Source organism: Pacificitalea manganoxidans (genome assembly GCF_002504165.1).
GTDB lineage: Bacteria > Pseudomonadota > Alphaproteobacteria > Rhodobacterales > Rhodobacteraceae > Pacificitalea > Pacificitalea manganoxidans.
In genome coordinates this window covers 17,184-41,750 of record NZ_CP021405.1, presented here as the reverse complement: position 1 = coordinate 41,750, position 24,567 = coordinate 17,184, and the positions used below count along the sequence as shown (strand labels likewise).

Here is a 24,567-nt window from a genome sequence, read left to right as displayed (position 1 = left end):
AAAAGTTGACAGCTGTCAACTGACCGCGCCGGTCAGATCGGGTGCTGCGCCAGAAACGCCTCCAGCGTCGGCAGATCCGGAATTGCCCGGCGTCCGCCATGCGCGGCGGCTTTCAGCGCGGCGGCGGCATTGGCACGGCGCACGGCCTCACGCTCCGCGCGGCCTTCGGCCAAGGCCAGCGCAAAGGCCCCGTGCCAGACATCGCCCGCGCCCAGCGTATCGACCGGGGTGATGGGGAAGGTCGCGATCTCGGACACCGCCGCGCCGTCATGCACCAGCACCGGCGCCCCGCCCCGGGTGACGCAGACCCATACGCCCAGCTCGGCCTGCGCACGCGCAAGCGCCGCTGCATCGACCCCGCCGGCGAAATCCTCCAGCCCCTGTTCCGAGAACGCGACATGGGTAGCAAGCCGCAGGGCCGTTTCGGCGTGGCGCACCGGGGCCTCGGCATCGATCACGGCGGGCACGCCGGCCGCGCGCGCCGCGCGCATCAGATCCGCCGCGCCTTCGGGCCAGCGCGTGTCGCACAGCGCGGCGCGATAGGGGAACGGATCGGCCAGCAGCAGCCCGCCCCTGTGCAAATCAGCCGCTCGGTGATTGACGATGGTGCGCTCCCCCGCCGCATCGATCAGCACCGCCGAGCGCGGCGTGGGCAGGCCGGGCCGCACCTGTAGCAGCGCCTCATCCGCCCCCATCGCGGCCACGTCGGCGCGGAGCAGATCCCCGAACATGTCATCCCCAATCACGGCGGCGATCAATGCATGCCCGCCAAGCCGCGCCACGGCGGCGGCGGCGTTGGCCGCGCTGCCGCCGGTGGTGATGGCGCTGTCGCGGGCGCGGTGCTTCGCCCCGGCGATGATGGGGTCGGGAACATGCATCAGCATATCGACAGTGGCCAATCCGGCGCAGACGACACTGGCAGTGGGGGAGGACATGGCGCGGGCTCCTTTGATCAGATCGGCGTCTGCGTAACGGCAATGCCCCGCCGGGGCCAGAGCCTGCGACGATCGCCGCTTTGCACCAGGCGCGGGGCGCGGCATGGTGACAGCGCGGCGCAGATCGGCGCGCGGCGGGACATGGCCCCGCACCACGGATACCGGAGGCAGAATGATCGGACGGCGGCGGATGCTGAGCGGCGCGGTGATGGCGGGGGTGGCGGGGCTGACGCCCCTGACGTTGCGCGCCGCGCGCCCCGACGCCCCCGATTGGCAGCGATGGAAAGCCCGGTTTCTGCGCCCCGAAGGCCGGGTGGTCGATGCGTTGCAGGGCGAGGCCAGCCATAGCGAAGGGCAGGCCTATGGGCTGCTGCTGGCGCAGGCACAGGGCGATCACGAAGCGTTCGAGCGGATCGAGGCCTGGACCCGCGACCACCTGCTGGTGCGCGGCAACAGCCTGATGGGCTGGCGCTGGCAACCGCAGGCACAGCCAGCCGTGCCCGATGCCCGCACCGCCACCGATGGTGATCTGATCCGGGGCTGGGCCCTGCTGCGCGCGGCGCGGGATTCGGGGCGGGGCTGGCACCGGGAGGCAGCGGTGCGGATCGCCCGCGATCTGTCGATCCATGCCCTGACCGGCGATCCCCGCGCGCCGGCGGAGCCGCTGCTGATGCCGCGCGCCGCGCCCGAGGGGCTGGCCCCGCCCGAGGAGGGCGTGCTGGTCAACCCGTCCTATTACCTGAGCCGCGCGCTGCGTGAACTGGGCGAGGCCGCAGGGCTGCCGGTGCTGATCCGCGCCGCGGATCACGGCGAATCCCTGTTGGCGGAATTGGCGGGGCAGGGGCGTTTGCCGGACTGGACCCGCGTCACCGTCACCGGGGCCGGGCCTGCACCGGGCTATCATTGGCATCTGGGCTATGACGCGCTGCGCATCCCGCTTTATCTGCTGTGGTCCGGGCGGGGCGGGCATCCAGCGGTGGCGCGGGCGCGCGCGCTTTTCGCGCAGGTGGCGGGCGATCTGCCTGCGGGCCATGTTCCCGTGCGGCTGGATGAGGCGGGTCGTCTGTCGGAAACCAGCGACTACGCGGGCTACCGGGCGCTGTGGCTGCCGCTGCTGGACGGGCCACAGCGCGCGGCACTGGGGCCGCTCAGGGACGGCGCAGGCGGCGACGGGCAGCCGTACTATCCGGCAACGCTCGATCTGCTGGCCACGGTGGCCGCGCGCGAAACCGGCTGAGTCTCACCGGATAAAAATCAAATTTTCGCCGCATTGTCCCTATAGCACGAACAAAACCATCAATGTTGGGGGCAACATGCGTTTTATCCGTCTCGGACTCGGCCTGGCTTTGTTTGTCTTCGCTTTGTGGGTCATCATCGGCGAACAGCTGTCATCGGCCAGTGCCAACGCTTTCGTCAATGCGCGGCTGACCACGGTCCGGGCGCCCGTGGCGGGGGATGTCGATTTGCCTGCGGTCGTGTTGGGCTCTCGGGTCGACGAGGGCGAACGGCTGGGCGCGATCAGCGATCCGCTTGCCGACAACATCCGCCGCAACGATCTTATCATGGAGCAAAGCCTTGCCCGGGCCGAGGTTGCGCGGCTGGAACGCGCGATCACCGCCAATGCCGACGTGATGGACGGCCTTCGCGCGCGGGCCGAGACCTTCCGCGAGCGACGCGTGGCGGAATTGGAGATCCGGCTGGACCATGCGCAATCGCGGCTCGCGCTGCTGCGGGATATGGATCTGGCCCCCGATGCGGTGGTGCCCGACACCGGCGATGCGCAGGCCGATCCCGCGCTGACCGATCTGCAACTGAACCGCGTGCTCGACGACCGCTCCGACGCGCTGCCAGCCGAGCCGGTGACCTACGCTCTGGCGCTCGATCATGCGGAAGAGCGGGTGAAGCTGGTGGAAAATGCGCTCGCCACCGCCCGCAACGGGGTGTTTCTGGGCGATGGCTATAACGATGCGCCCAATGCCGGGCAGCGGCTGGCGGAATTGCAAAGCGTCGCCGCCGATCTGGAAACCGACCTTGCCGCCGCAGAAAGCCGCCTGCATGCCTATACCGTGCGGGTCGAGCAGGAGCGCATCCGCGTCAACCGGCTGAGCGGCACGGCGGTGTCGAGCCCGGTCATGGGCGTTGTGTGGGAATTGCGCGCAGCGCCGGGCGAAAACGTCCAGCGCGGCGATCCGCTGATCACGCTGGTCGATTGTTCCTCCGCCATGGTGTCGCTGTCGGTGACGGAAAGCACCTATAACCGGCTTAGCATCGGCGCGCCTGCCAGCTACCGGCCCTCTGGCTCCGATGAGGTGTTTCAGGGCACGGTGTCACGGCTGGCCGGGGCAGGGGCGGAAACGGTGTATCGCAACCTCGCCATCGCGCCGAGCGCCAAGCATCTGGAACGCTATGACGTGACGCTGCTGATCCCGACCCTGCGCGATGATCCGGAACTGGGCTGTGCCATCGGTCGCACCGGGCGCGCGTTCTTCGAGGCGCGGCCGCTCGACTGGCTGCGCGGGCTGTGGCGCTGACATGCTGCTTCTTCATCTGACGGAATTCGAATCGAGCCTCGTGCAGCTGTTGCTGGTGTTCGGCGCCATGATGGTGCTGCCCTATTTCGTCGACCCACAGAAAAGCTGGCACCGCGCCGGATTGTTCGCGATCGCGGGGCTGCTGGGACTGCGGTATGCGTGGTGGCGCGCGACCGAGACCCTGGCACCGCCGGGGTTCACCATCGATTTCCTCGCCTCCGGCTCGTTGTTGATCATCGAGATGGTCGCGTTGCTCGGCTCGATCAGCGCGTTCGTCCTGATGTCACGCTTCATTTCGCGCAGCGACGAGGCCGACGCCAATCTGCGCTGGTGGGTGCGCGCACGCCCCGGCACGCCCGATCCCCGCGTCGCAATCCTGATCGCGACCTATAACGAGGACATCGAGGTTCTGGAGCGCACCATCGTCGGGGCCCGGACCCTGCGCTACGCCAATAAAGAAGTGATCGTTCTGGACGATGGCCGCCGGGACTGGCTGCGCGATTACTGCGCGGAGCAAAGCGTCCGCTACATGATCCGCCCTGATAACAAAGGGTCGAAAGCAGGCAATATCAACCACGCGCTGCAACGGCTGGCCGAAGACCCGGTAAGCCCCGAATTCATCGCGGTGCTGGACGCCGATTTCGTGCCGCATCGCGGGTTTCTGTCGCGGTCGCTGGCGCTGTTCCATGACCCGCGCGTCGGGCTGGTGCAAACGCCGCAGCATTTCTTCAATCCCGATCCCATCCAGCATAATCTGGGGCTCAGCCGCTCCTACCCGGATGAGCAGCGGTTCTTCTTCGATCACATGCAGGCCAGCCGGGATGCGTGGGGGCTGGCGATATGCTGTGGCACGTCGTCGGTGGCGCGGTGGTCGGCGTTGCAGGAACTCGGCGGGTTTCCGACCGAAAGCGTGACCGAAGATTTCATGCTGACGATGGCGTTGCAGGAACGGGGCTGGACAACCGTCTACCTGAACGAAGCGCTGACCGAAGGGCTCGCCCCCGAAGGGCTGAAGGAATATGTCACCCAGCGCGCGCGCTGGTGTCTGGGGCTGATGCAAATCGCCCGTTCCCGTCTGGGGCCGTTCGGGCGCAATGGCCTGCGCCTGCGGGACCGCTGGAGCGTGATCGACTCCGTGCTTTACTGGTCGTCGTCCTTTGTGTTTCGCCTCGCCGCGCTGACCTTTCCGCTGCTCTACTGGTTTGCGAATATTACGGTGGTCAATGCCGCCGTGCCGGACGTCATCAGCTACTTCGCGGTCTATTACTTCTGGACGATCTCCACCCAGAACCTGCTGTCAAAGGGGCTGCTGGTGCCCGTCTTTCACGACGTCAGCCAGACGGTCGGTGCCCTGCCCATCACCCGCGCGGCGTTTACCGGGCTGCTCAAGCCGCATGGGCATCCGTTTTCGGTTACGGCCAAGGGCGGCGACCGCAGCAAAATCGTGATCCAATGGACCATGATGCGCCCGTTTCTGATCCTGTTCGCGCTGACGGTGCTGGGTCTGGTGATCGGCATTTTCAGCGACAGATTCGCATTCTACGACGCCGGGGATGGCAAGGCGGTGGTGCTGTTCTGGACGGTCTACAACCTGCTGGTTCTGGCGGTGACGATGTTGGCCTGTGTCGAGCTGCCGCGCCGCGAGCAGCATATCGCGGATGAGCCTGAACTGGCGCTGATGCATCTGGCCGGAGGCGGCGGCGACCGGCATATCTGGATCACCTCGCTGACCCGCGACACGGTCAAGGTCCGTGGCCAGAAACTATCCATCGGTGATCGCGGGGTGGTCGAAATCCCCAATGTCGGCCCGGTCGAGGCCTATGTGATCGCGGTGGATCGCGACATCGCGCGGCTTCAGTTGCTGCCCGGCGATGCGGAGCGCGAGGCGCTGCTGGTCAAGTTCCATGCCGAAGACAACGTGCCCGGCGTGGGCGAGGTCAGCCCGGTGAACCTGATCCGCGATTTCCTCCGCCGCCTGTCGATGATCGCCCCGGCCAAGAAACCGAGGTGAACGACAGGCCCGGTGGCGCGGGTGCGGGGCCCCAGCGGCCTATGTCCCCGACAGCATCCGCGACACCGACAGCGCGTAGCGATCGGTCATGCCAGACACGAAATCCGCCATCGCGTGCAGCGCGCCCGCCGCATCCGTCACACCACGCAGGTCGAGCGACAGCGCGCGCGCGATCTGCTCGGACGGGTCCGACAGCGCGCCGGGTTGCCAGCCATGCCGCGCCAGTTCCTCGTATACCGGCAGCGCCCCGTCCAGCACATTGCGGATCACCTGCCGCCCCGAAACCTCCAGCTCCGTCTTGCGGCGCGCGGTGAAAATCCGCTCCCGCGCGAGGTTCTCAATCCCCGTGAACTCCCCCGACCGGGCCGAGGCACCGATGAGCGAGCCGGTGAAACTGCCCGCCATGATCGCGTCGTAATGCGCCTCGAACGCATCGACGCAGGCGTTGATCGCCGCGCCAATGGCCAGCGCGCGGAGCAGGGCGATATGCTCCACCCGCGTCAGGCCCGCGACATCGCGATTGGGCCGACCGGCCAATTCATCGAGCGCCTCGCGCACCACGTCATAGGGCAGATCGCCGGTGGTAAAGGCGTCTTCGAGATCGACGATATTGTAGCAAATGTCGTCTGCCGCCTCGACCACCAGCACCAGCGGATGCCGCCGCCACCAGCGGCCGCGACGCGCATCGCCGCAGGCGGGCAGGCCGGTGGCATCGGCCACGCGGGCAAACAGCGCCTCTTCGGATGCGAAGAGGCCGAATTTCTTTAGCCCCGCATAGGCTTTGCGCTCGGTTTCCGGCAGGGCCAGCCGCGCGGCGGCGGTGACCGGGTATTTCATGAACGCGCCCAGCACCGCGTGCGACAGGCGCATGCCGCCCGCGTTGCGATACATCTCAAGCCGGGTCAGGATGCGAAAGCCCTGCGCGTTGCCCTCGAACGCTGTGAATTCGGGCCGTAGCGCGGGGTCGAGATCGCCGATCAGACCGCCGCCCTGCGCGAACTGCTCCGCGAACCAACCGCCGATTGCGGCCTCCCCCGAATGCCCGAAGGGCGGATTGCCGATGTCATGGGCGGCGCAGGCGGCCTGCACCACATTGGCAAGGCTGTGTTCCTCGCCCGCCGCGATCTCACCCCGGTCGATCAGCCATTGGCCGATGCGCATCGCCAGCGAGCGCCCGACGCTTGCCACCTCGACCGAATGGATCAGCCGGTGGTGGATATGGTCGTGATCGTAGAGCGGATGCACCTGCGTTTTGTTGGCCAGCCGTCGGAACGGGGCGGAAAACACGATCCGGTCGTGATCCTGCACAAAGATCGACCGGCTGCGCCCCTCCACATAGCCCGCATCGCCGAGCCGCCCGGCATCAAGAAGCGCCTGCCATTGCATTGAACTACCTCGCATCTGGTGCCGAAAGGGGCGGTGTCTTCCTAGCCGTGGCGAGCCGGGATTGCAAAGCCGCGCATGGGCGCGCCCGCAATGGTTGCCACCGGCACACGCCACGCTTAACCCTTGGCGCGGAGCAGCACCGCGCCAGACCGGGGGGGGAGAGCAGGCGATGACGCGACAGCACCAGATCACGGCAGGCGAGACCGCAGATGCGGCCACATTTCCGGCGCTGCGATGCTAGGCGCGGCGCGGCGCGCGCTGGCCCGCGTCAACCGCTGGATCGAGGCCGTTCTGGTTCCGCTCTGCGGGCTGACCATCGCCGCGATGCTGGTCGTGGTTTGCCTGACCGTGGCGGCGCGATTGACCGGCCTGTCGGCGCCGTGGACCGAAAAGCTGATCCTCGTGCTGCTGCCTGCGCTGGCCTTTCTCGCCGCGCCGGTGGCCTATCGCCGCCGCGCCAATGTGGCGCTGGATATGCTGCCCGATGCGCTGCCGCCCCGCGCCGCAATGGTGCTGCGGCTGGGGGTGCATCTGGCCGTGGCGCTGATCCTTACCATCGGGCTGGATCTGACATTGCGCAAGGTGGGCATAGATCCGGGCGCATGGGGGCGCGGGCTGAGCGCGCTGACGGGCATTGATTTGACCAGCATCCGTCCGTTTCGCGCGCCGATCAAAATCCCGGTGCTGAACATCGAATGGCGCTGGGTCTACATCGTCATGCCGGTGATGCTGTCGCTGACGCTGCTGATGGTGCTGGAACAGATCCTTGGCACGCTGGATCACCTGATCGCCCCGACGCGCGCCGCGCCGCTGCCGCGCCGGGGCGGCGATACGCCCGCGCGGGGCACGCCCCCGTCGCAGGGATTGGGGGAGTAGCGCGATGCAGGTGGCTTTCTTGTGGATCTTCCTGCTGGCGCTGGCGCTGTCGGTGCCGGTGGTGTTCGGGCTGATCGGCGCGACCGGGCTGGTGATGGTGCTGGATCTGGGCGGCGACTTCGACGCGCGCGATCTCAATTCCGTCGTCAGTCAGATCTGGTCGGGGATGTCGTCGGTGCCGCTGATGGCGCTGCCGATGTTCATCCTCGCGGGGGAATTGATGAATACCGGCGGCATCACCCGGCGGCTGGTGGCGTTTTCGCAGACCCTGATCGGACATCTGCGCGGCGGGCTGGCGCATGTGAATATCCTGAGTTCCGTGCTGTTTGCGGGGCTGTCCGGCTCGGCTGTGGCGGACACCTCGGCGCTTGGCTCGATGCTGGTGCCGGAGATGGAGCGGCAGGGCTACACCCGCCGCTTTGCCGCCGCCGTCACCGCCGCCAGTTCGGTGATCGGGCCGATCATCCCGCCCTCGGGGATCATGATCATCTATGCGTTCATCATGGGCGTGTCGCCAGCGGCGCTGTTTGCGGGCGGCATCGTGCCGGGGCTGATGATTGGCGCAGGGCTGATGGGCGTGACGTGGCTTTATGCGCGGCGCTATGACTTCCCCGTTGCCAACCGCCGCGCCACCCTGCGTGAAGTGGGCCAAGCCGGGCGGCGCACGATCTGGGCCTTGCTGACGCCGGTGATCCTGTTGGGCGGCATCCTGTCGGGCCTATTCACCCCGACCGAGGCCGCAGGCATCGCCGCGGCCTATGCCTTAGTCGTCGCGGTCTTCGTGCTGCGGGAAATTCGGCTGGCGGAATTGGGCGCGGTGTTCACCCGCGCGGCGGTGGCCTCGGGGGTGATCTTGCTGCTGATCGGGGCGGCGAAAGCCTTTGGCTGGGTCGCGGATCAGGTCGGCGCGGCACAGATGCTGGCCGATCTGATGCTGGGGCTGACGCAGAACCGGTTGCTGCTATTGATCGTGCTGAACATCCTTCTGCTGATCGTGGGGATGTTTCTGGACGCGGGTCCGGCGATCCTGATCCTTGGCCCGATCCTGAGCGAGGTCTATGTCGATCAACTGGGCGTCGATCCGGTGCATTTCGCCATCGTCATGTGCGTCAATGTCACCGTGGGGCTGGCGACGCCGCCTATGGGACTGGTGCTGTTCGCGGCCTCGTCGATTTCCGGCGAGCGGGTGGAGACCATCGCCCGCGCGCTGTTGCCGTTTCTGGCGGTGGAAATCGCGGTGATCTTTGTCATCACGCTGTGGCCCGCGCCGGTGTTGTTTTTGCCGCGCATCATGGGATTGTTATGAAACGCCGCTAAATCAGGCGGGACGCAGATAGGAGGATGCCCCATGACCCGATTTCACGCCCTGACCGCCGCGCTGCTCGGCTGGAGCGCATTGACCGCGCCCGCGCTGGCGCAGGACGATCCCATCGTGCTGAAGATCGCGACCCTCGGTCCGGAGGAGGACGAGGATTTCGCTGGCAGCCAAGTGTTCAAGAACCACGTCGAAAGCGCCTCGAACGGTGCGCTGTCGGTCGAGATCTACCCCAACGGGCGGTTCTGTTCCAATGCCGACGAATGTTCCGAGGCGCTGCTGGACGGGCGGCTCGACATTTTCATGACCACCAATGGCGGGCTCGCGGGCTGGTATCCCCCGGCGCAGTTTCTGGACCTGCCCTATCTGTTCCCTAATGACCGCGTGGCCGAATGCGTGTTCGACGGCCCGCTCAAGGCGCAACTGCGCGACGCGGTGCTGACCGATGTCGGCGCGGTGCGGCTGATGGCCATGTCGAATACCGGCGGCTGGCGCAACATCGCGACCACCGACAAACAGGTAAAGACCCCCGCTGACGTCGCCGGGCTGAAGCTGCGCACCATTGCCGCCGATGTGCAGGTGCAACTGGTCGAGGCGCTTGGCGGATCGCCCACCCCCATCGCATGGCCGGAGGTCTACACCTCGCTCGGCACCGGGGTGGTCGAGGGCACCAAGAACGGCATCACCGATATCGTGGGCATGGGGTTCGAGGATCATCTGAAATACATCATCCTAGACGGTCACGCCTATATGGGCGCGCTGTGGTGGATCAACGAAGGCACGTTCCAAGCACTCGACGACGCCCAGAAACGCATCGTCTATGACGGGTTTCAGGAATTGAAATGGACCGCCCGGCAACTGCCAAAGCTGAAATCCGTCGAAGCATTTGACACGTTCCGCGCCGCGGGGGGGGAGGTCTACAGCCCGACACCCGAGGAAAAAGCCGCGTTTCAGGACGCCGCGCAGCCGGTCTGGACATGGTATGAGGAGCAGTTTGGCCGCGACTGGATCGACGCCGCAACCCAGGCCGTCGCCACCTGCGAAACCGAACTCGACGCCGAATATGAGGATGCGGCGCGCTAAGCACGCCTCCATCGCGGGGCGGCGCGCCGGAATGCGCCGCCCCCGCTTGCGCACTCGTGCCCCCGGCACGGAAAGCCCCTGCACATTCCCGCGCAGCGCGAACTGGAACTTGTCCGCGAAATCCATATGATGCGGGCACCGTTTCAGAGTTGCGAGCCTTGTCTTGACCGAATTCAAACCTATCGGACCGCTGGTATTCGACGCCGGTTTCAGCAGCGCAACCGACGGGTCCGGTGCCGTGATCCGGTTCACCCGCTCCGAACGGCGACTTCTGGCCTATCTGCACAGCCATCACCGCGTGGTCCTGAGCCGGGACATGCTGCTGGACGCGATTTCGGGGGAGGGGTCGGAAAAGAACGACCGCAATATCGACTATCTCGTGAACCGCCTGCGCCGGAAGCTGCGCGACAGCGCGCATGCGCCGCAATATATCCAGACCCATTACGGGCAGGGCTATGAATGGATCGGCGAAAGCGCGGCGCATGCCGATGCCACGCCTGACGCCCGCGCGGACGCCGCCGCCGATGCCGGACCGGGACGCGGCCCGATCGTGATGGGGCCGGTCACGGGGCTGGACGATTGCACCCGATTTGCCGCCGCGGCGCGCAGCGTCTGCGATGCGCTGCGCGAGGATCTGATAACGGTCTTCGCAGAGCCGCCCGCCGCGCCCTATGGCACCGTGAACCTGCGCTCGCGCCGCAGCTTTGACGTGCCCGACGGGGTGTTCCGGCTTGATATGTCGTTTCTGGAGATCGACGACCGGCTCGCCGTGGCCGTGCTGCTGCATCGGATTGGGCAGGACGAAGGTATTTTGCTGGGTCGCCACAGCACCGGCACTGACGATCCCGCCGACCCCGCCCTGCGCGCCTTTGCCCGCAGTTGCGCCGAAACCGCCCAGCAAAAGCTGTGGGAGCGGCTGTCGGAGGAATGGAACCGGGAACTGGCCGATGTGCCAACCGCCGTCGCCCTGCACCGGGCCGCCGAGGCCGTGGGCCGCCCCGAATACACATGGCGCGAGAATGAAACCCGCCTGCGCGGATTGCTGAAGAGCAACCCCGATTGCCCCCGCAATCAGTTGCTACTCGCGACGGCGCTGCACACCAAATACATCATTAACGGGATCGAGGTGCTGTCCGAGGGCGACCCCCGCGCGCAAGACATGGCCGAAATGTCTTCGCTGGTGCGGCGCGCGTTGCCCGGTCTGCGCGACAACCCGATCCAGACCATGACCGCGGCCAAGATCCTGTGGTTTTGTGAAACCGATGCCCGGCCCGAGGCCTTTGCCATCGCGTCCCGCGCCTTTGACGAGGCGACGGCCTTTGGCGCGGCCTGCGCGCTGATGGGGCAGATGCATATGTGGAACGGCGATGCCGACCGGGGTCTTGCCCATTTCCGCAAGGCGCTTGGGTTCACCGGCTCTGGCGGGCAATTCCATCTCTATACGCTGGTGATGATCTGTCAGGCGCTGGCCGTGCGCGGCGGCGCGCGGGGGGAGGACATGACGCTGATCCGGGATCTGTTCACCCGCGATCCGCGCAACCTTGTCCTGTTCTCGCTTTACTATACGCCGCCTGCTGATCTGCAACCGCATGACGCGCTGGCCCGCTTTATCGAGGCGATGACCCCGGTCCAGATTTCGGCGCTGCTGCGCAATGTCACCTTCGCCTCCGTCCGGCTGTTCAACGAATCGTTGCACCAGCGCCGACTGCTCGCCCGGCCCTATGAGCTGATCGTGGCCCGTCATGGCACCGACCATGTGCCACCTGAAGTTGAAGCTGTGATGCGTGGCTCTGGCGCAGGGTGGTAAAAAGCCATATTTCCGCCCGATTTCGCAATTTTCAAATAATTCTGCAACGATTTGGCGCTAAAGAATGCGCGTTCAGTCACGAGTGTCCGGTTTAGTGTCATGCCATGGGGCTACGGCTTCCAGACGTGGGGCGCGTGTCCGGAAATAGCGTATCTCACATGCTCCCCACCTCGCCATTGGCTGGGCGTGGGGGCATGTGGCGGCGCCAGCCTTGCCTGCGCCAGACCCCCATCCGCCATTTGAACCCGTGCGTCTCAGGCCGGGCGGTGCAACCGCGCTGCCGGAGCCGCCACATGACCGATCCCACCGTGGCAGCTGCCCGCCCCGCCGATGCGGATCACCCCGAAGACGCGCAGATCGTGCGCGCCTATCTGGATGCATCAACGGTGCCCGATCCCGAAACCGCCGCCAACTACGTGGCGCGGGCAGGGCTGCCTGCGGGTCAGGTCAGCCCGCCCAGACGGCGCACCTCCGCGCCGACGGTTTCGCCATCTTCGGCGCCCAAGGCCGCCGCGATGCCCGATGCCTCCCCCGTGGCGAAGGCCGTGCCCATCACCCGCAGCGAGCCATAGGCAAAGGGATCGGCGCCCACGACCCGGCCCGCAAGCCACAGGTTATCAAGCCCGCGCACCCGCAAACTGTCGAGCGGGACGGAGGCATAGCCCGGCCCGCCCACGGAATGATAGACGGGCTTGCCCGCCTCGCCATGCAACTCCGCCGGCCACGCGGCGCGGGCGACGCTGTCAGAACGTTGCCGCCCGGAGGTCAGGTCATGGCCCGTCACCTCGTAGCGGGTTGCCGGGTGGCGGCTTTCGCGGATGCCGATCTGCGGCCCGGTCTGTGCCAGATAGCAGCGCTCGAATCCCGGCACATGCTGGCGCAGCATCTCCACATAGTCATGCGCCATGGCCCGCGCGCGCTGCTCCGCCCATGTGAACGCGCCGGAGCCCAGATCGCTCAGTGGCAGGTCGATGATCATCCACCACATATCGCCGGTGCCGGGAATGCGGGTGTAGATGCCGCCATCGTCGCGGGTAATGGGAAACGCCCCGTCCACATTGTAGCGCTGGATCGCCGCGCGGATCGCGTCGCGGTCGAACGGCACGTTCGGGTCCAGCCCGCCGATGCGGATGGGGGCGGAGACGGCCTGCAACCGGCCTTGATCGTCGCCCTCGCGCATGGTGACCCCGGCCACCAGCGACAGGTTGGCATCACCCGTGGCATCGACATAGCCTTCGGCGGCAATGCGGCGGCGTCCCTCCATGCCTGCGACGGTGACGGATTCGATCCGGCTGGCGGTGCGGGTGGCGGCGGCGACGCGCGAATGCAGCAGCACATCGACACCATGATCGGCCAGCACCCGGTCCAGCGCCAGCTTCAGCCCTTCGGGGTTCAGCAGGATGATCCAGTTGCCGGTCGTTTCCGAATTATGCGCCGCGCCGTCCATGCCGATGGCGCGCATCGCGTCGAGCACCAGATCCCCGGCGCCGCCCACGGCCTTGACCGGTTCGCGGCCCTGTTGAAAGAACCCGCAATAGGCCAGCACCTGCGAGGTCGTCGCCGCCCCGCCGAGAAAGCCATATTTCTCGACCAGACAGACCTTGGCCCCGGCGCGGGCCGCGCCCAATGCGGCGCCGACGCCACCGGCGCCGCCCCCCGCCACGATGACATCGTATTCGCTTTCGATCTTGCGGCTCATGTGCGCCACCCAAGCAGATGCTTCTCGATCATCCCGACGGCCCCCGACAGGATCACGCCCAGAAGCGACAGGATCGTCACACCGGCGAACAGACGCTCCAGATCATAGAGCGAGCCCGCCTGCAGGATGTAGGCCCCGATGCCGTGCTCCGCGCCCAGCATTTCGGCGGCAACCAGCAGGATGATCGCGATGGCAAGGCTGACACGCAGGCCCGACAGGATGCCCGGCATCGCGCCTGGCAACACGATGCGCAGCACCACCGTGGTCCATTTCAGGCCAAAGCTCTGGCCCATGCGGATGAGCGAGCGGTCGACGTTATCCACCGCGCCATAGGTCGCCACGACCGTTGGCGTAAAGGTGCCAAACGCGATCAGCGCGTATTTCGAGGCCTCGTCGATGCCGAACCAGATCACGAAAAGCGGCAACAGCGCGATTTTCGGGATCGGGAACAGCGCCGCGACCAGCGGCACCAGACCGGCGCGGGCCACCGAAAACAGCCCGATCATCACGCCGACGGCGATGCCCACCGTCGCGCCCAGCGTGCCGCCGACCAGCAGCCGCATCAGCGACGGCCCCAGATTGGTCCAGAGCGCGCCAGAGGCCGCTAGATCCCACAGGGTCAGGAACACATCGGACGGGCGCGGCACGGTCAGGGGCGAGATGAACCCGACCCGCGTGCCCCATTCCAGAAACGCGATCAGCGCCACGAAAACCGCCAGCCCGACCCACCGGGGGGAGGAGGGGCGGAAACCGCCGCCACGGAATTCGACCGGGCGCGCGGCGGGGGAAGGCGCGGGCGCGGACGCAGCAGCGCGGGGCGGGGTATGCGCGGTGATATCAGTCATTGACCAGCTCCATATCGGCGGCCTCGGCCTCGGCCCGCATCAGGGCCCAGAGGTGATTTTGCGTGCGCTCCAACGCGGGGTCGGCAGACCTGCGCTCGTTCAGCGGGGTGTCGATTTCGACGATTTCGCAGATCTCGCCGGGGCGACGGGACAACACGACGATGCGATGCCCCAGCCGCACCGCTTCGGCGAGGTTGTGGGTGACGTAGACGGCAGTGAACGGCGCGCGGGTCCACAGCCCGACCAGATCGTCCATCAGCAATTCGCGGGTCTGGCTGTCCAGCGCCGAAAGCGGCTCGTCCATCAGCAGAACCGCGGGGTTCACCGCGAGCGCGCGGGCAATCGCCACCCGCTGTTTCATGCCGCCCGACAACTGTTTGGGCAGGGCCTTGCGGAAATCGCTCAGCTTGGTGCGGGCCAGCACATCGGCGATGATCGCCTCGGCCCGCGCGCCGCGCACACCGTGATCCGACAGCACCAGCGAAATGTTGCCCTCCACCGTGCGCCACGGCAGCAAGGCGAAGTCCTGAAACACATAGGTCAGCGGGTTGATGCTATCCGCTGGCGGCTCGCCCACCTGACTGACGCGCCCGACGGTAGGCCGCTCCAGCCCGCCCAGAAACCGCAGCAGGGTGGATTTGCCACAGCCCGAAGGCCCGACGATGCAGACGATCCGGCCTTCGGGAATGGCGAGATCGATATTACGGATGACCTCGACATCACCATAGTGATGCGAGACCCCTTCGAGTCTGAGTTCCATGTGGGGACTTCCAATGGCTTGCGGAACGGCGACCGCGGACCTCCCGCGACGCCGTTCCGACCGGGTCAGGACAGGATGTCGACGTAGCTTTCGTCCACCAGCGTTTCGTAGCTGATGGAGGATTTGACGAGATCCTCGGATTTGAACCAATCGAGCTGGTCCATGACGGAATTGCGGTTCAGCGCCATGTCGGCGTTGATGCGCATCGCGCCGTTGACGATGGGGTCGCGGGCGTCTTCGAGGCTGCGATCGGGGTAGACGTAGCTGGCGAGCAGGGCGATCACTGCTTCGCGCTCGGCCTCATCGGCGGTCTGGTCAATGAGCGCTGCGTTGAAATCCGCCGCACCGCGCGACAGCGCCTGTAGGAAGGCGCGGGTCTGCTCGGTCTCATTTTCTGCGGTCTTGGCCGAGGTGAAGACGGTCGTGACCTGATAGTCGGGGATGTAATCGGCCACTTCGCCGATGATCTGCACGGCCCCGGCATCGGCCAGCGGCTTGGCAATATGGGGCACGATGGACCACGCATCGATCTGGCCCGACTTGATCGCGCCGATCACCGCGCCGGTTTTTTGCAGCGGCTTGTATTTCAGCGACACGCCTTCGGCGGCGGCGATGCGCGAGCCCATGTAATGGAACGACGAGCCAGCCTGCGTCATGCCAAAGCTGCGACCGTCAAGATCAGCCGGGGTTTTCAGCCCGGCTTCGAACGCGGCGTTGGAGGCGAGGATTTTCTGACCGGAGATGCCTTTCTCCTCGGACAGCGCGCCGCCGATGACCTTGGTCACGCCCTTCTCGGCCAGCGAAATCAGCCCGCCGGAAATCGCGGTCATGGCATAGCCGGTATCGCCGGACGCGATGGCCACCGCCATCGGCTGCGCCGCCTCGAAGAAATCGAATTCAACATCGAGCCCGGCCTCGGCGAAATAGCCGCGCTCCTGCGCGATGTAGCTCGGTGCATGGCTGACGAAACGCAGCGCGCCGACGCTGACAGCCGTGCCGGCGCGGGCCGACCGGACAAGGAACGGCGTGGCCAGCGCGCCGCCCATCAGGCCAAGTGTGGATCTGCGGGTAAAGGTGCTCATTCGTGTCTCCTCCCATGAGCGGCCCCGAACGGGGCAGTGATGTCAGTCCGCGGAACGCGGCGGTGCCGCCTCCCTCAGGTCATGACGAATGTCGGCGATCAGGAACCGGGTCGCGGCCTCGATATCCTGATGCAGAATGGCGGTGATGATCTCGCCACGCAGGCGGCGGATCTCACGCGGGTCGCACAGCCCCTCGCGCAGCGCCGCCAGACGGAACCGGCGGGACTGGTCGAGCAGTTGCGTCAGAACGCGGATCATGCGGGGCGAGCCACAGGCCGATATCAGCGCCAGATGCAGCGCGCGCCCGGCTTCGTCCCACATCATGACCGCGCCGTCGGGATCGGCCAGCAAGGCATCGGTCGCGCGGTCGGCGGCGTGCTGCGCGGCGATCACGCGCCCTTCCCAATCCACATCGGGATGGCGCATCGACCAGCCAAGCGCGAGCGGCTCCAATTCGGCCCGCATGCGGATGATGTCGCGCAGGTCCTCCTCGGTGGCCGAGGCCACGCGAAACCCCCGCTGTGCGGAGGCTTCGACCAGCCCTTCGGAGGCCAGCAAGGTCAGCGCCTCGCGCACCGAATGGTTCGAGCCGCCATAATGGCTGCGCAGGTCTTCGATCTTCAGCTTCGCATCGGGGGGCAATTCGCCAAAGGCAATGTCCTTGCGCAGCGTCGCGGCCAGCACGGATACGACCGTTTCGCTGGTTCGAGCGGCAGATTTGCGGGTGAACATTGGCCGGACCCCTGTGGGTGAGTGGTGGTGCCACGCGCGATGCGTGGCGAAGTGATGGCGAAGCGGAATTGTGGCAGGACGGATCGACAAGACCCGCCGTTCGTGAGTGGTTTGCAAAAACGTGTAACATTTTTAGAAGTGTTCGATTATATCCGTCAAGGGACTTGTCGATATTCGTCGTTGGAGGAGAATTTTGTCATGGAAACCAATATGATCGCGACCCGCGTCATCCCGATCCTTGGCCATCCGGTGGCTCAGGTCGCGACGCCTGCGCTGTGGAATGCGGTGTTTGCCGCGCGGGGACAGGACGCCGTATGCGTACCGATCGATCTGCCCCCTGCGGGGCTTCCGGCCTTTTTCGAATGGGTGCGGATGGCCGATAACGTGCCGGGTTTTCTAACGACGATTCCGCATAAGGCCGCCCTCGCCGGGATCTGCGATGAATTGGGCGAGGCGGCGGCGCTGCTGGGCGCGGCCAATACCGTGCGCAAGACCGCCAATGGCGGCTTTGCCGGAGAGATGTTCGACGGGCACGGGATGCTCGACGCCATAGCCCAGACCGGCGCCGAAATCGCAAAGGCCGATGTGGTGATCTGCGGGGCAGGGGCGGCGGGCAGCGCCATCGGGGTGGAGGTGGTGCGCCGTGGTGCCCGGCTCCTGTCGATCCTAGACCGCGACCCCGCCCGCGCCGCCACGCTGGCCCGGCAATTGGCCGATCTGGGCGGGACGACGGTGACGACCGGCTTGCCCCAGCGCGCAGACGTCCTCATCAATGCCTCACCCGCTGGCAGCCCCGGCATGGCGCCGCCGCCATTTGACGCCCCGTTGATCGCCGCGGCGGACTGTGTGGCTGACGCGCTGACCGATCCCGCCGAAACCGCGCTGCTGCGACAGGCGCGCGCGTTGGGGCGGCGCGTCGTGCGTGGCACCGACATGGCCGCCGCGCAGGCGGACAGGATGCGGCAGTTCCTTGGGCTTGGTTAAGCGCAAATCCCGGCGCAGGCCCGTAATTTCCGTGGCGGCGGGTCTAAACATTCGCGCGGCGACCGGCTATCCGATGCGCCCGCACTCACGGAGCATCAACCCTTGCATGACCGAGCGACCCGAATCCGCAGACTTCGCGAGGAGGTCACCCCCGATGGCCGTGCGGCGGCCCTGCTGGACGCCATGTTCGACCGCGCGCGCCGCTTTCCCGAATATGCGCGCGATCTGTCGGCATGGGTGGATGAAGGCAGCTGGCTGACGCTGCGCCGCGCCGCTGCGCCCTTTGGGGATTTCGGCAGCAGCCGGATCTTCGCGGGCAGTCTTTACGAACTTGACGCCGCGATGTCGCAAACGACGCCCCTGCCGGAGCGGGACACGCCCGACACCGCGACCTCCGACACCGACGCGCGCGCCGCGGAGGGGTTGTTTCCGGCCGATGCGCTGCGCGGGCGCTGACGGATCACATCACCACATCCGCGACCATGCGCGCGATGACGACCAGCAGGAACAGGCCGAACACGATTTCCAGCCGCCGGGCCGGCATTGCATGGGCCACACGGGCCCCCCACGGCGCGGCCAGCATCGAAAACGGCACCACCAGCGCCGCCGCCAGCAGATTGACATATCCCAGCGACCCCACAGGCAGATCGGGATGGCCCCAGCCCGCATAGATATAGCCGACCGTGGCGGGGATGGAGATCAGGATACCCAGCCCGGCGGAGGTCGCCACCGCCTGATGGATCGACTGGCCAAAGCTGGTCATGAACAGGTTGTTGAGGTTGCCGCCGCCGATCCCCATGAAGGTCGACAGAAACCCGATGCCAAATCCCACGCCGTTGGTCACCGGGCGCGGCGGCAGATCGCGTGCAAAGACCCAGTTGGCGCGGTTGAACAGCATCTTGACCGCGATCACCAGCGCAACCGCCGCGAATACCACGCGCAGCACATCGCCCGACACATAGCCCACGATAAACGACGCGATGATAACCCCCAGCGGCACCCAGATCGCCCAGTCGCGCAGCATCTCGGCATTGCCCGCGCCCTTCTTGCGGTGAACGATGTAGGAGCGGAACGCCGTAGGGATGATGATGGCAAGCGACGTGCCCACCGCCATATGCGCGGTGATGGCGGCATCGACGCCCAGAAGCGGAAACGCGGTAATCAGGATCGGCACGAGGATCGCGCCGCCGCCGATGCCGAACAGCCCCGCAAGGAAGCCGGAAAGCACCCCGGCCAGAGCAAGGCCGATGGCCAGCGTGATGAGGTCTGTCATGAAATTGGGTCCGATGGTTCGGCCGGGCAGGGCGGGCGTCCCGCCGCACCGACGCAGGGAGGGTCATGCAAGACCGGCCCCCATGACAGGGACCGGTTGGGGTATCAGCGGTTGGCCGCGTAATAGGCGACGCGCCGCTCCAGATAGCCGAGGAATTCCGAGATCGTGAACGCCATGGCGAACAGCACCAGCAGAACAGCCCAGAAATGTGCCATCAGGAAGTTGGTGGAGTAGAGTTCGAACAACGCACCGAACCCCGCGATCGAGATCAGCAGCTGCCCGATGATGACGCCCTTCACCGCCCGGATGATGCCGATGCGGACACCACCAAGGATTTCGGGCAGCGCCGCCCAGAAATACACCTTGTAGAAGGCATCGAACGGTTTCGCCCCAAAGGATCGCGCCATTTCCACCATCGAGCGGTTGATCTGCCGCACGCCGGTCCGCGAATTGAGGATGATGATCCAGATCGCGAACAAGGTCGTGGTGATGATGATCGATTTCATGCCGAAGCCGAAGAGCACCATCAGAACCGGAACCAGCGCGGTGAGCGGTGCACTGAGGAACACGTTGACCCACGGCAGCAGCAATTCGTCTAGCAGCCGGGACCGCCCCATCAGGATGCCCACCGGAACCCCGATCGCCACCGCAAAAAACACTCCGGCGCCAAAGGCATAGGCGGTTTCACGCAGCGCGGTCAGGAAGCTGGAGGTCGTGATGATCTCCAGCAGGGTTTCGATCACCTCGCTCAGCGGCGGGATGAAGAATGTCAGCTCAAGCTGACCGATGACTTCCCAAAGCAGCCCCCACAGCAACAGCGATGACAGGGCCGGAAGTTGGTATCCGAAAATCTTCATGCGTTACTCCACATAGCTGCGCAGCGAGGCCCAGATATCGTCGACGATGTCGAGATATTCGGGATCGCGGCGGATGCTGTCGGCTGACTTGTTGCGGAACCCGGTGGGGCGGATGATTTCCGACACGCGGGACGGGCGGGGCAGCAGGATCGCGATCTGATCGGAGACGTAGACCGCCTCCTCGATCGAGTGGGTGACGAAGATGAACGTCTTCTTTTCGTTCTGAACCAGACCCAGCAGGTCTTCCTGAAATTTACGCCGGGTCTGTTCATCGACCGCCGAAAACGGCTCGTCCATCAGCAGAACCTGCGCATCGACGGACAGGGCACGCGCCAGTCCGACCCGCTGCCGCATACCGCCGGACAGCTCATGCGGGTAGGCGTGTTCGAACCCGGCCAGACCCACTTCGCGGATGTATTTCTCCGCGATGGCCTCGCGTTCGGATTTGGCGACGCCGCGCAATTCCAGCCCGAAGGCCACGTTGCGCAGGACAGTCGCCCACGGCAGCAGCGCGAAATCCTGAAACACGAATGCGCGGTCTTCGCCCGGTCCCTTCACCGGCTTGCCGTTGACCGTCACCTCGCCCGAGGTCGGCTCCAGCAGGCCTGCGATGATCTTGAGCAGCGTGGTCTTGCCGCAGCCCGAGGGCCCCAGAAGCGAGGTCAACTGTCCCCGCGGAAATTCCAGGGTCATGTCCTTCAGCGCTTCGACTTCGCCGTAGTTTTTGCAGATGTTGCGAGTGGAGACGGCAATGTCCTGAACCGGCTCGGGGGTTTCATACACTTGCTTAATCGGAGACATAGCCACGGTCATTTCCTTTGAATAGTTGTTTTTCCGTCCGCTCCAGCAGGTTCAGGAACAGAACCGCCAAGACGATGATCGAAAAGATCGCCGCATACATGCTGGGATAGTCGGCGATGGATCGGCTGAAGGTGATGATGTCGCCGACGCCGGTGGGGGTAATCTTCAACTCCGACAGGATGGCGCCGATGAACCCGGCCGACACGCCGAGCCGCAGCCCCGAGAAGATCAGCGGCGAGGCCGCGGGAATGATGATCTTCAGAAGCATGTCGCGGCGGGTGCCCATGAAGGATTTGCACATCGCCTTGATATTTTCGGGCGTGTGGCGCACCGCGCCGGCGGTGTTCAGCACAATCACGGGCATGGCCATGATGCAGACCACGAACACTTTCGACGTCAGGCCGATGCCGTAGGCCATGACCAACAGAGGGATCAGCGCGGCCAGCGGGGCGGACTGCATGACGATGAAGATCGGCGAGACCAGCCAGTCGAAGAACTTGCTAAGCCCGATCCACACGCCAAGTCCGATCCCGAACACCGTAGAAATGGCCACGCCGACGATCAGAGGTTTCAGGGTTTCAGCGTAGGCGACCCACAGGGCCCCGTTGAGCGCCAGCTTGCCCAAGGCAATCATGGCTTCGCTGAAGGGTGGAAATGCATAGCTGACCGGAATGCGGCCTGCGATTTCCCACGCGCCGAAAATCAGGAACGCAGAAAGAAGTTTGAGCATAAGCGATCGGTTCGCCATCTGGTGTCCTCGGTCCTTGAAGTTGAAGGAGAGGACGTCGCGGATCTTGCGCCCGCGACGTCCGGGCGCAGATCAGTTCTGCGCGGCCTTCAACGGTTCGAGATACCAGAAGTCCTCGATGTTCATGGTCGCCGGATCGCCATCAAGCTGACCTGCGGCGGAATACCATTCCAGATCCGCCTGCGCGGCCCGTGCGCCGCCGCCATCGGTGCTGTAAAGCCCGGCTTCGACCGCGTCGGAATAGAACTCGTCCAGACCTTCCAGCAGGGCGGGCGGCAGTTGACCGATGGGGCCGTCGGGATTGGTTTCGCGACGGATCACGGTCGGGTCTTCGGCCATGTCCTGATAAGTGCTCAGCAGTGCATTGACGAAAATCTGAACGTCTTCGGAATTGTTCTCGATCCAGTCGAGGTTGGCAAACAGCGCCTCGTCACTGGCTTCTACCTCGAACAGGTCCAGCACGTTGAAATCCTTGCCCGCCGGGCCGCGCATCAGCTTGTTCGTGTTCGACAAGTCGATGATCGTGGCATCGGCCTGCCCGCCCATAAGCGCGGCCACCCGGTTTGACGAGCCCGGCACATAGGAGCGGCTGCCAAAGGTGATGCCGATGCGATCCTCGATCACGTTGGCGATGGAGTCGGTGCCGCCGCCGCGCGAATGCAGCAGGATCGGCTCCCCGTCGAGATCTTCGAGCTTGCTGTATTTCTTGGTGGTGACTGGGAAGAATTTCAGCTTCGACAGCTGATAGATGATGCGCAGCGGAGCTTTCGAGCGCTGCATCGCGGAATAGGGCGTGCCAAAGCCGATATCCATCTGACCGCTCAGCACAGCCTGAATGGCCAGTTCCTCGTCGGAAAAGGCGGTCCATTCGTAATCCAGGCCTTCGGCCTTGGCCCGGTCCAGCGCCACGAAGAACGCGGCAAGCTCGTCGGACGGGGTTTCGGCAAGGGCAATTTTCACGGTGTCGGCGGCCGCTGCGCCGGGGCTCAGCAGCGTCACGGCGACGATTGCGCCGGCAGCCAGGCTGGTCGCGGATTTCAGAAACGTCTTCATAATCTTCCTCCCTGTAAGATCAAATTCGACTGGTTGTCTCCGGGTGGCCCCCTCCTCCAAGCAGGGCCGCCGGATCATCGTTCAGATTTCTCCGAACAATCGCGCGGAGACCGAACCGATATGTCGCCGCATCGCATCATGCGCCCAAGTGTGATCATGGGCGGCGATGGCACTGGCGATGGTCCGGTGCTCTACAAAACTGGTATGGGTGCGGGGCGGGCGTTCGGTGGCGCGCACGACATTGCGATTGGCCACGCCGCGCCGCTGATTGTTGACCTGCAAGAACAGCGACACAAGAAGCGGGTTGTCTGTCGCCTCGGCGATGGCCTGATGCAATTCGTCATCCCATGCCTCGTATCCTGCCCAATCCTCCGCCTCTTCGCAGCCGCGCACCGCCTCTTCGATCCGGCCTACCGCCGCGGCGGAGGCGTTGATCGCGGCCTCGCGGGCAATGGCGGGTTCCAGACACAGCCGGGCGCGCACCATTTTCACCGGGCTCAACTGGCGGGCGATGTCGTTGATATTGCCGGGAAAGGGCACGGTGTTATTCGCCGCGGGCTCGGCCTTACCGTTGCGCAGCGCGTCATCGGCGGCCTCGGACAGAAACGTGCCCTTGCCTACATGGCGCCAGATCACGCCTTGCTGTTCCAGCACGTCGAGCGCACGGCGCAGGGTGGCGCGCTTCATCCCCAGCGTTTCGGTCAGCACCCGTTCGGGCGGCAGCCGGTCACCGGGTCCGAAATCTCCCTCGGCGATATAGGCCTTCAGGCCAGCTAGTCCGGGGGCGGCATATCGCGACATCCTGTCACCTTTGTTCGGGGCGTCAATTGGTCAACCAATATGGCCTTATCGCGGCCAATGAGTCGAGTATTGCCGAAATATGCGCCAGTTCAAGAAGAATAATCTCGATAAACCGGATTAATCCAGATTGATTGGTTGCGAAACCTGCGCTACTCCTTGGGCGATACCGCATCCATGAGGAGGAAAGAATGTCGGAGTATGTTATTGATAAGCCTGAGATAACAGGCTTGCCAGTCGCGGGTGAGGACGCGCTGTTCCCGGTGCGCCGCGTCTATTGCATTGGTCGCAATTACGCCGCCCACGCCATCGAGATGGGCCATGACCCGGATCGGGAGCCGCCGTTCTTCTTCCAGAAAAATCCCAATAACCTCGATCCGTCGGGCGAATTTCCCTATCCGCCGCATTCCGAGGACGTGCACTACGAAGTCGAAATGGCCGTCATGCTGGGCAAGGGCGGCGTCAACGTCGCCATCGACGACGCGATGGACCTTGTCTACGGCTATGCGCTGTCGCTCGACATGACGCGCCGCGATCTGCAAGGCGTGGCCAAGAAGATGGGCCGCCCGTGGGAGATCGGTAAAGCGTTCGAGCGTTCCGCCCCGATCGGCCCGATTCACCCCGCAAGCAAAGTCGGCCATCTCGACAGCGGTCGCGTCACGCTGGAGGTGAACGGCGAGGTGAAGCAGGAAGGCGACCTGAACCAGATGATCTGGAAAGTGCCGGAAATGATCTCCTACCTGTCGGAATATTTCGAGCTTGCCCCCGGCGACGTGATCCTGTCCGGCACGCCCTCCGGTGTCGGCCCGATCCAGAAGGGCGACACCATGACCATCAGCGTCGAAGGCTTGGGCTCGATGGACGTGAAAGTGGTCTAAGGCCGCGCCACAAGCACACAGACAAACGGCCCCGTAAAGGGGCCGTTTTGCATTGTAACGTTGGTCGTCAGGCGACGCGGTTAAAAATTACATAAGATGGATTACCAGAGCTT

The 24,567-nt window shown here is 65.3% G+C and carries 23 protein-coding genes; 10 read left to right on the top strand and 13 right to left on the bottom strand.

The features are described from left to right. Positions 1-32 precede the first annotated feature (32 nt). Complete coding sequence (locus tag CBW24_RS15395) at positions 33-935, bottom strand: PfkB family carbohydrate kinase (RefSeq protein WP_157773245.1); 903 nt, start codon at positions 933-935, stop codon at positions 33-35. Positions 936-1,107: 172 nt separating this feature from the next. Here CBW24_RS15395 and CBW24_RS15390 point away from each other — a divergent pair, with 172 nt between their 5' ends. The 3 genes from CBW24_RS15390 (at position 1,108) to CBW24_RS15380 (ending at position 5,477) form a co-directional block, all read left to right on the top strand. Next, entirely contained in the window at positions 1,108-2,172 is a 1,065-nt protein-coding gene (locus CBW24_RS15390) for a family 8 glycosyl hydrolase (protein ID WP_232530344.1), read from the top strand. Positions 2,173-2,248: 76 nt separating this feature from the next. Then, positions 2,249-3,466 carry an HlyD family secretion protein gene (locus tag CBW24_RS15385; protein WP_088664138.1) on the top strand — a complete coding sequence of 406 codons (1,218 nt, stop codon included), beginning with the start codon at positions 2,249-2,251 and terminating at the stop codon, positions 3,464-3,466. Between the two features lies 1 nt (position 3,467). Continuing rightward, positions 3,468-5,477, top strand: coding sequence for a glycosyltransferase (locus CBW24_RS15380; RefSeq protein WP_097374292.1), 2,010 nt, complete (start codon positions 3,468-3,470; stop codon positions 5,475-5,477). Between the two features lie 39 nt (positions 5,478-5,516). Here CBW24_RS15380 and dgt read toward each other — a convergent pair whose 3' ends face one another. After that, the gene (gene dgt / locus CBW24_RS15375; protein ID WP_097374291.1) at positions 5,517-6,863 is read right to left on the bottom strand and encodes a dGTP triphosphohydrolase; all 1,347 of its coding nucleotides are present in this window, start codon (positions 6,861-6,863) and stop codon (positions 5,517-5,519) included. A gap of 234 nt (positions 6,864-7,097) precedes the next feature. Between dgt and CBW24_RS15370 the strand changes: the two genes are divergently transcribed. From CBW24_RS15370 to CBW24_RS15355, 4 genes are all read left to right on the top strand, one after another. Continuing rightward, complete coding sequence (locus CBW24_RS15370) at positions 7,098-7,739, top strand: TRAP transporter small permease (protein WP_097374290.1); 642 nt, start codon at positions 7,098-7,100, stop codon at positions 7,737-7,739. A 4-nt stretch (positions 7,740-7,743) separates the two neighbouring features. After that, on the top strand, positions 7,744-9,045 hold the full coding sequence (locus CBW24_RS15365) for a TRAP transporter large permease (RefSeq protein ID WP_097374289.1): 1,302 nt from the start codon (positions 7,744-7,746) through the stop codon (positions 9,043-9,045). Positions 9,046-9,087: 42 nt separating this feature from the next. Continuing rightward, complete coding sequence (locus tag CBW24_RS15360) at positions 9,088-10,137, top strand: TRAP transporter substrate-binding protein (protein ID WP_097374288.1); 1,050 nt, start codon at positions 9,088-9,090, stop codon at positions 10,135-10,137. Positions 10,138-10,300: 163 nt separating this feature from the next. Further along, positions 10,301-11,944, top strand: coding sequence for a winged helix-turn-helix domain-containing protein (locus CBW24_RS15355; protein ID WP_097374287.1), 1,644 nt, complete (start codon positions 10,301-10,303; stop codon positions 11,942-11,944). A gap of 442 nt (positions 11,945-12,386) precedes the next feature. Here CBW24_RS15355 and CBW24_RS15350 read toward each other — a convergent pair whose 3' ends face one another. From CBW24_RS15350 to CBW24_RS15330, 5 genes are all read right to left on the bottom strand, one after another. Next, positions 12,387-13,643 (bottom strand): FAD-dependent oxidoreductase, encoded by a 1,257-nt coding sequence (locus tag CBW24_RS15350; protein ID WP_097374286.1) that lies wholly within the window; start codon positions 13,641-13,643, stop codon positions 12,387-12,389. Next, entirely contained in the window at positions 13,640-14,488 is an 849-nt protein-coding gene (locus CBW24_RS15345; protein ID WP_088664146.1) for an ABC transporter permease, read from the bottom strand. Before CBW24_RS15345 ends, CBW24_RS15350 begins: the two co-directional genes overlap by 4 nt. Continuing rightward, positions 14,481-15,248 (bottom strand): ABC transporter ATP-binding protein, encoded by a 768-nt coding sequence (locus CBW24_RS15340; protein ID WP_088664147.1) that lies wholly within the window; start codon positions 15,246-15,248, stop codon positions 14,481-14,483. Before CBW24_RS15340 ends, CBW24_RS15345 begins: the two co-directional genes overlap by 8 nt. Positions 15,249-15,313: 65 nt before the next feature. Beyond that, positions 15,314-16,330 carry an ABC transporter substrate-binding protein gene (locus CBW24_RS15335; RefSeq protein WP_088664148.1) on the bottom strand — a complete coding sequence of 339 codons (1,017 nt, stop codon included), beginning with the start codon at positions 16,328-16,330 and terminating at the stop codon, positions 15,314-15,316. A 42-nt stretch (positions 16,331-16,372) separates the two neighbouring features. Further along, positions 16,373-17,062, bottom strand: a complete 690-nt coding sequence (locus CBW24_RS15330; protein WP_097374285.1) for a GntR family transcriptional regulator — start codon at positions 17,060-17,062, stop codon at positions 16,373-16,375. Between the two features lie 198 nt (positions 17,063-17,260). Here CBW24_RS15330 and CBW24_RS15325 point away from each other — a divergent pair, with 198 nt between their 5' ends. Continuing rightward, positions 17,261-18,046 (top strand): shikimate dehydrogenase family protein, encoded by a 786-nt coding sequence (locus CBW24_RS15325; RefSeq protein WP_198405284.1) that lies wholly within the window; start codon positions 17,261-17,263, stop codon positions 18,044-18,046. Positions 18,047-18,148: 102 nt separating this feature from the next. Beyond that, complete coding sequence (locus tag CBW24_RS15320; RefSeq protein WP_097374283.1) at positions 18,149-18,502, top strand: hypothetical protein; 354 nt, start codon at positions 18,149-18,151, stop codon at positions 18,500-18,502. 4 nt (positions 18,503-18,506) lie between these two features. Here the strand turns inward: CBW24_RS15320 and CBW24_RS15315 are convergent, their stop codons facing one another. The 6 genes from CBW24_RS15315 to CBW24_RS15290 form a co-directional block, all read right to left on the bottom strand. Beyond that, positions 18,507-19,319 carry a sulfite exporter TauE/SafE family protein gene (locus CBW24_RS15315; RefSeq protein ID WP_097374282.1) on the bottom strand — a complete coding sequence of 271 codons (813 nt, stop codon included), beginning with the start codon at positions 19,317-19,319 and terminating at the stop codon, positions 18,507-18,509. A gap of 104 nt (positions 19,320-19,423) precedes the next feature. Further along, complete coding sequence (locus CBW24_RS15310; RefSeq protein WP_088664153.1) at positions 19,424-20,176, bottom strand: ABC transporter permease; 753 nt, start codon at positions 20,174-20,176, stop codon at positions 19,424-19,426. A 3-nt stretch (positions 20,177-20,179) separates the two neighbouring features. Continuing rightward, positions 20,180-20,977, bottom strand: coding sequence for an ABC transporter ATP-binding protein (locus CBW24_RS15305; RefSeq protein WP_088664154.1), 798 nt, complete (start codon positions 20,975-20,977; stop codon positions 20,180-20,182). After that, positions 20,964-21,707, bottom strand: a complete 744-nt coding sequence (locus CBW24_RS15300; protein ID WP_232530343.1) for an ABC transporter permease — start codon at positions 21,705-21,707, stop codon at positions 20,964-20,966. The genes CBW24_RS15305 and CBW24_RS15300 overlap by 14 nt, the downstream gene beginning before the upstream one ends. A 90-nt stretch (positions 21,708-21,797) precedes the next feature. Continuing rightward, entirely contained in the window at positions 21,798-22,778 is a 981-nt protein-coding gene (locus CBW24_RS15295) for an ABC transporter substrate-binding protein (protein WP_088664156.1), read from the bottom strand. Positions 22,779-22,859: 81 nt separating this feature from the next. Beyond that, positions 22,860-23,579: a FadR/GntR family transcriptional regulator gene (locus CBW24_RS15290; RefSeq protein ID WP_097374281.1), complete on the bottom strand. Its 720-nt coding sequence runs from the start codon at positions 23,577-23,579 to the stop codon at positions 22,860-22,862. A gap of 188 nt (positions 23,580-23,767) precedes the next feature. On the opposite strand from CBW24_RS15290, the gene CBW24_RS15285 reads away from it, so the two are divergent. Next, positions 23,768-24,454, top strand: a complete 687-nt coding sequence (locus CBW24_RS15285) for a fumarylacetoacetate hydrolase family protein (protein WP_097374280.1) — start codon at positions 23,768-23,770, stop codon at positions 24,452-24,454. The last annotated feature ends 113 nt before the right edge of the window (positions 24,455-24,567 follow it).

Bases quoted from the DNA above. Each gene is read 5' to 3' on its own strand.
- CBW24_RS15395 (WP_157773245.1), bottom strand. From the start codon at position 935: ATGTCCTCCCCCACTGCCAGTGTCGTCTGCGCCGGATTGGCCACTGTC.
- CBW24_RS15290 (WP_097374281.1), bottom strand. From the start codon at position 23,579: ATGTCGCGATATGCCGCCCCCGGACTAGCTGGCCTGAAGGCCTATATC.
- CBW24_RS15300 (WP_232530343.1), bottom strand. From the start codon at position 21,707: ATGCTCAAACTTCTTTCTGCGTTCCTGATTTTCGGCGCGTGGGAAATC.
- dgt (WP_097374291.1), bottom strand. From the start codon at position 6,863: ATGCAATGGCAGGCGCTTCTTGATGCCGGGCGGCTCGGCGATGCGGGC.
- CBW24_RS15295 (WP_088664156.1), bottom strand. From the start codon at position 22,778: ATGAAGACGTTTCTGAAATCCGCGACCAGCCTGGCTGCCGGCGCAATC.
- CBW24_RS15285 (WP_097374280.1), top strand. From the start codon at position 23,768: ATGTCGGAGTATGTTATTGATAAGCCTGAGATAACAGGCTTGCCAGTC.
- CBW24_RS15310 (WP_088664153.1), bottom strand. From the start codon at position 20,176: ATGAAGATTTTCGGATACCAACTTCCGGCCCTGTCATCGCTGTTGCTG.
- CBW24_RS15390 (WP_232530344.1), top strand. From the start codon at position 1,108: ATGATCGGACGGCGGCGGATGCTGAGCGGCGCGGTGATGGCGGGGGTG.
- CBW24_RS15370 (WP_097374290.1), top strand. From the start codon at position 7,098: ATGCTAGGCGCGGCGCGGCGCGCGCTGGCCCGCGTCAACCGCTGGATC.
- CBW24_RS15340 (WP_088664147.1), bottom strand. From the start codon at position 15,248: ATGGAACTCAGACTCGAAGGGGTCTCGCATCACTATGGTGATGTCGAG.
- CBW24_RS15360 (WP_097374288.1), top strand. From the start codon at position 9,088: ATGACCCGATTTCACGCCCTGACCGCCGCGCTGCTCGGCTGGAGCGCA.
- CBW24_RS15350 (WP_097374286.1), bottom strand. From the start codon at position 13,643: ATGAGCCGCAAGATCGAAAGCGAATACGATGTCATCGTGGCGGGGGGC.
- CBW24_RS15380 (WP_097374292.1), top strand. From the start codon at position 3,468: ATGCTGCTTCTTCATCTGACGGAATTCGAATCGAGCCTCGTGCAGCTG.
- CBW24_RS15385 (WP_088664138.1), top strand. From the start codon at position 2,249: ATGCGTTTTATCCGTCTCGGACTCGGCCTGGCTTTGTTTGTCTTCGCT.
- CBW24_RS15325 (WP_198405284.1), top strand. From the start codon at position 17,261: ATGGAAACCAATATGATCGCGACCCGCGTCATCCCGATCCTTGGCCAT.
- CBW24_RS15335 (WP_088664148.1), bottom strand. From the start codon at position 16,330: ATGAGCACCTTTACCCGCAGATCCACACTTGGCCTGATGGGCGGCGCG.
- CBW24_RS15345 (WP_088664146.1), bottom strand. From the start codon at position 14,488: ATGACTGATATCACCGCGCATACCCCGCCCCGCGCTGCTGCGTCCGCG.
- CBW24_RS15365 (WP_097374289.1), top strand. From the start codon at position 7,744: ATGCAGGTGGCTTTCTTGTGGATCTTCCTGCTGGCGCTGGCGCTGTCG.
- CBW24_RS15315 (WP_097374282.1), bottom strand. From the start codon at position 19,319: ATGACAGACCTCATCACGCTGGCCATCGGCCTTGCTCTGGCCGGGGTG.
- CBW24_RS15330 (WP_097374285.1), bottom strand. From the start codon at position 17,062: ATGTTCACCCGCAAATCTGCCGCTCGAACCAGCGAAACGGTCGTATCC.
- CBW24_RS15305 (WP_088664154.1), bottom strand. From the start codon at position 20,977: ATGTCTCCGATTAAGCAAGTGTATGAAACCCCCGAGCCGGTTCAGGAC.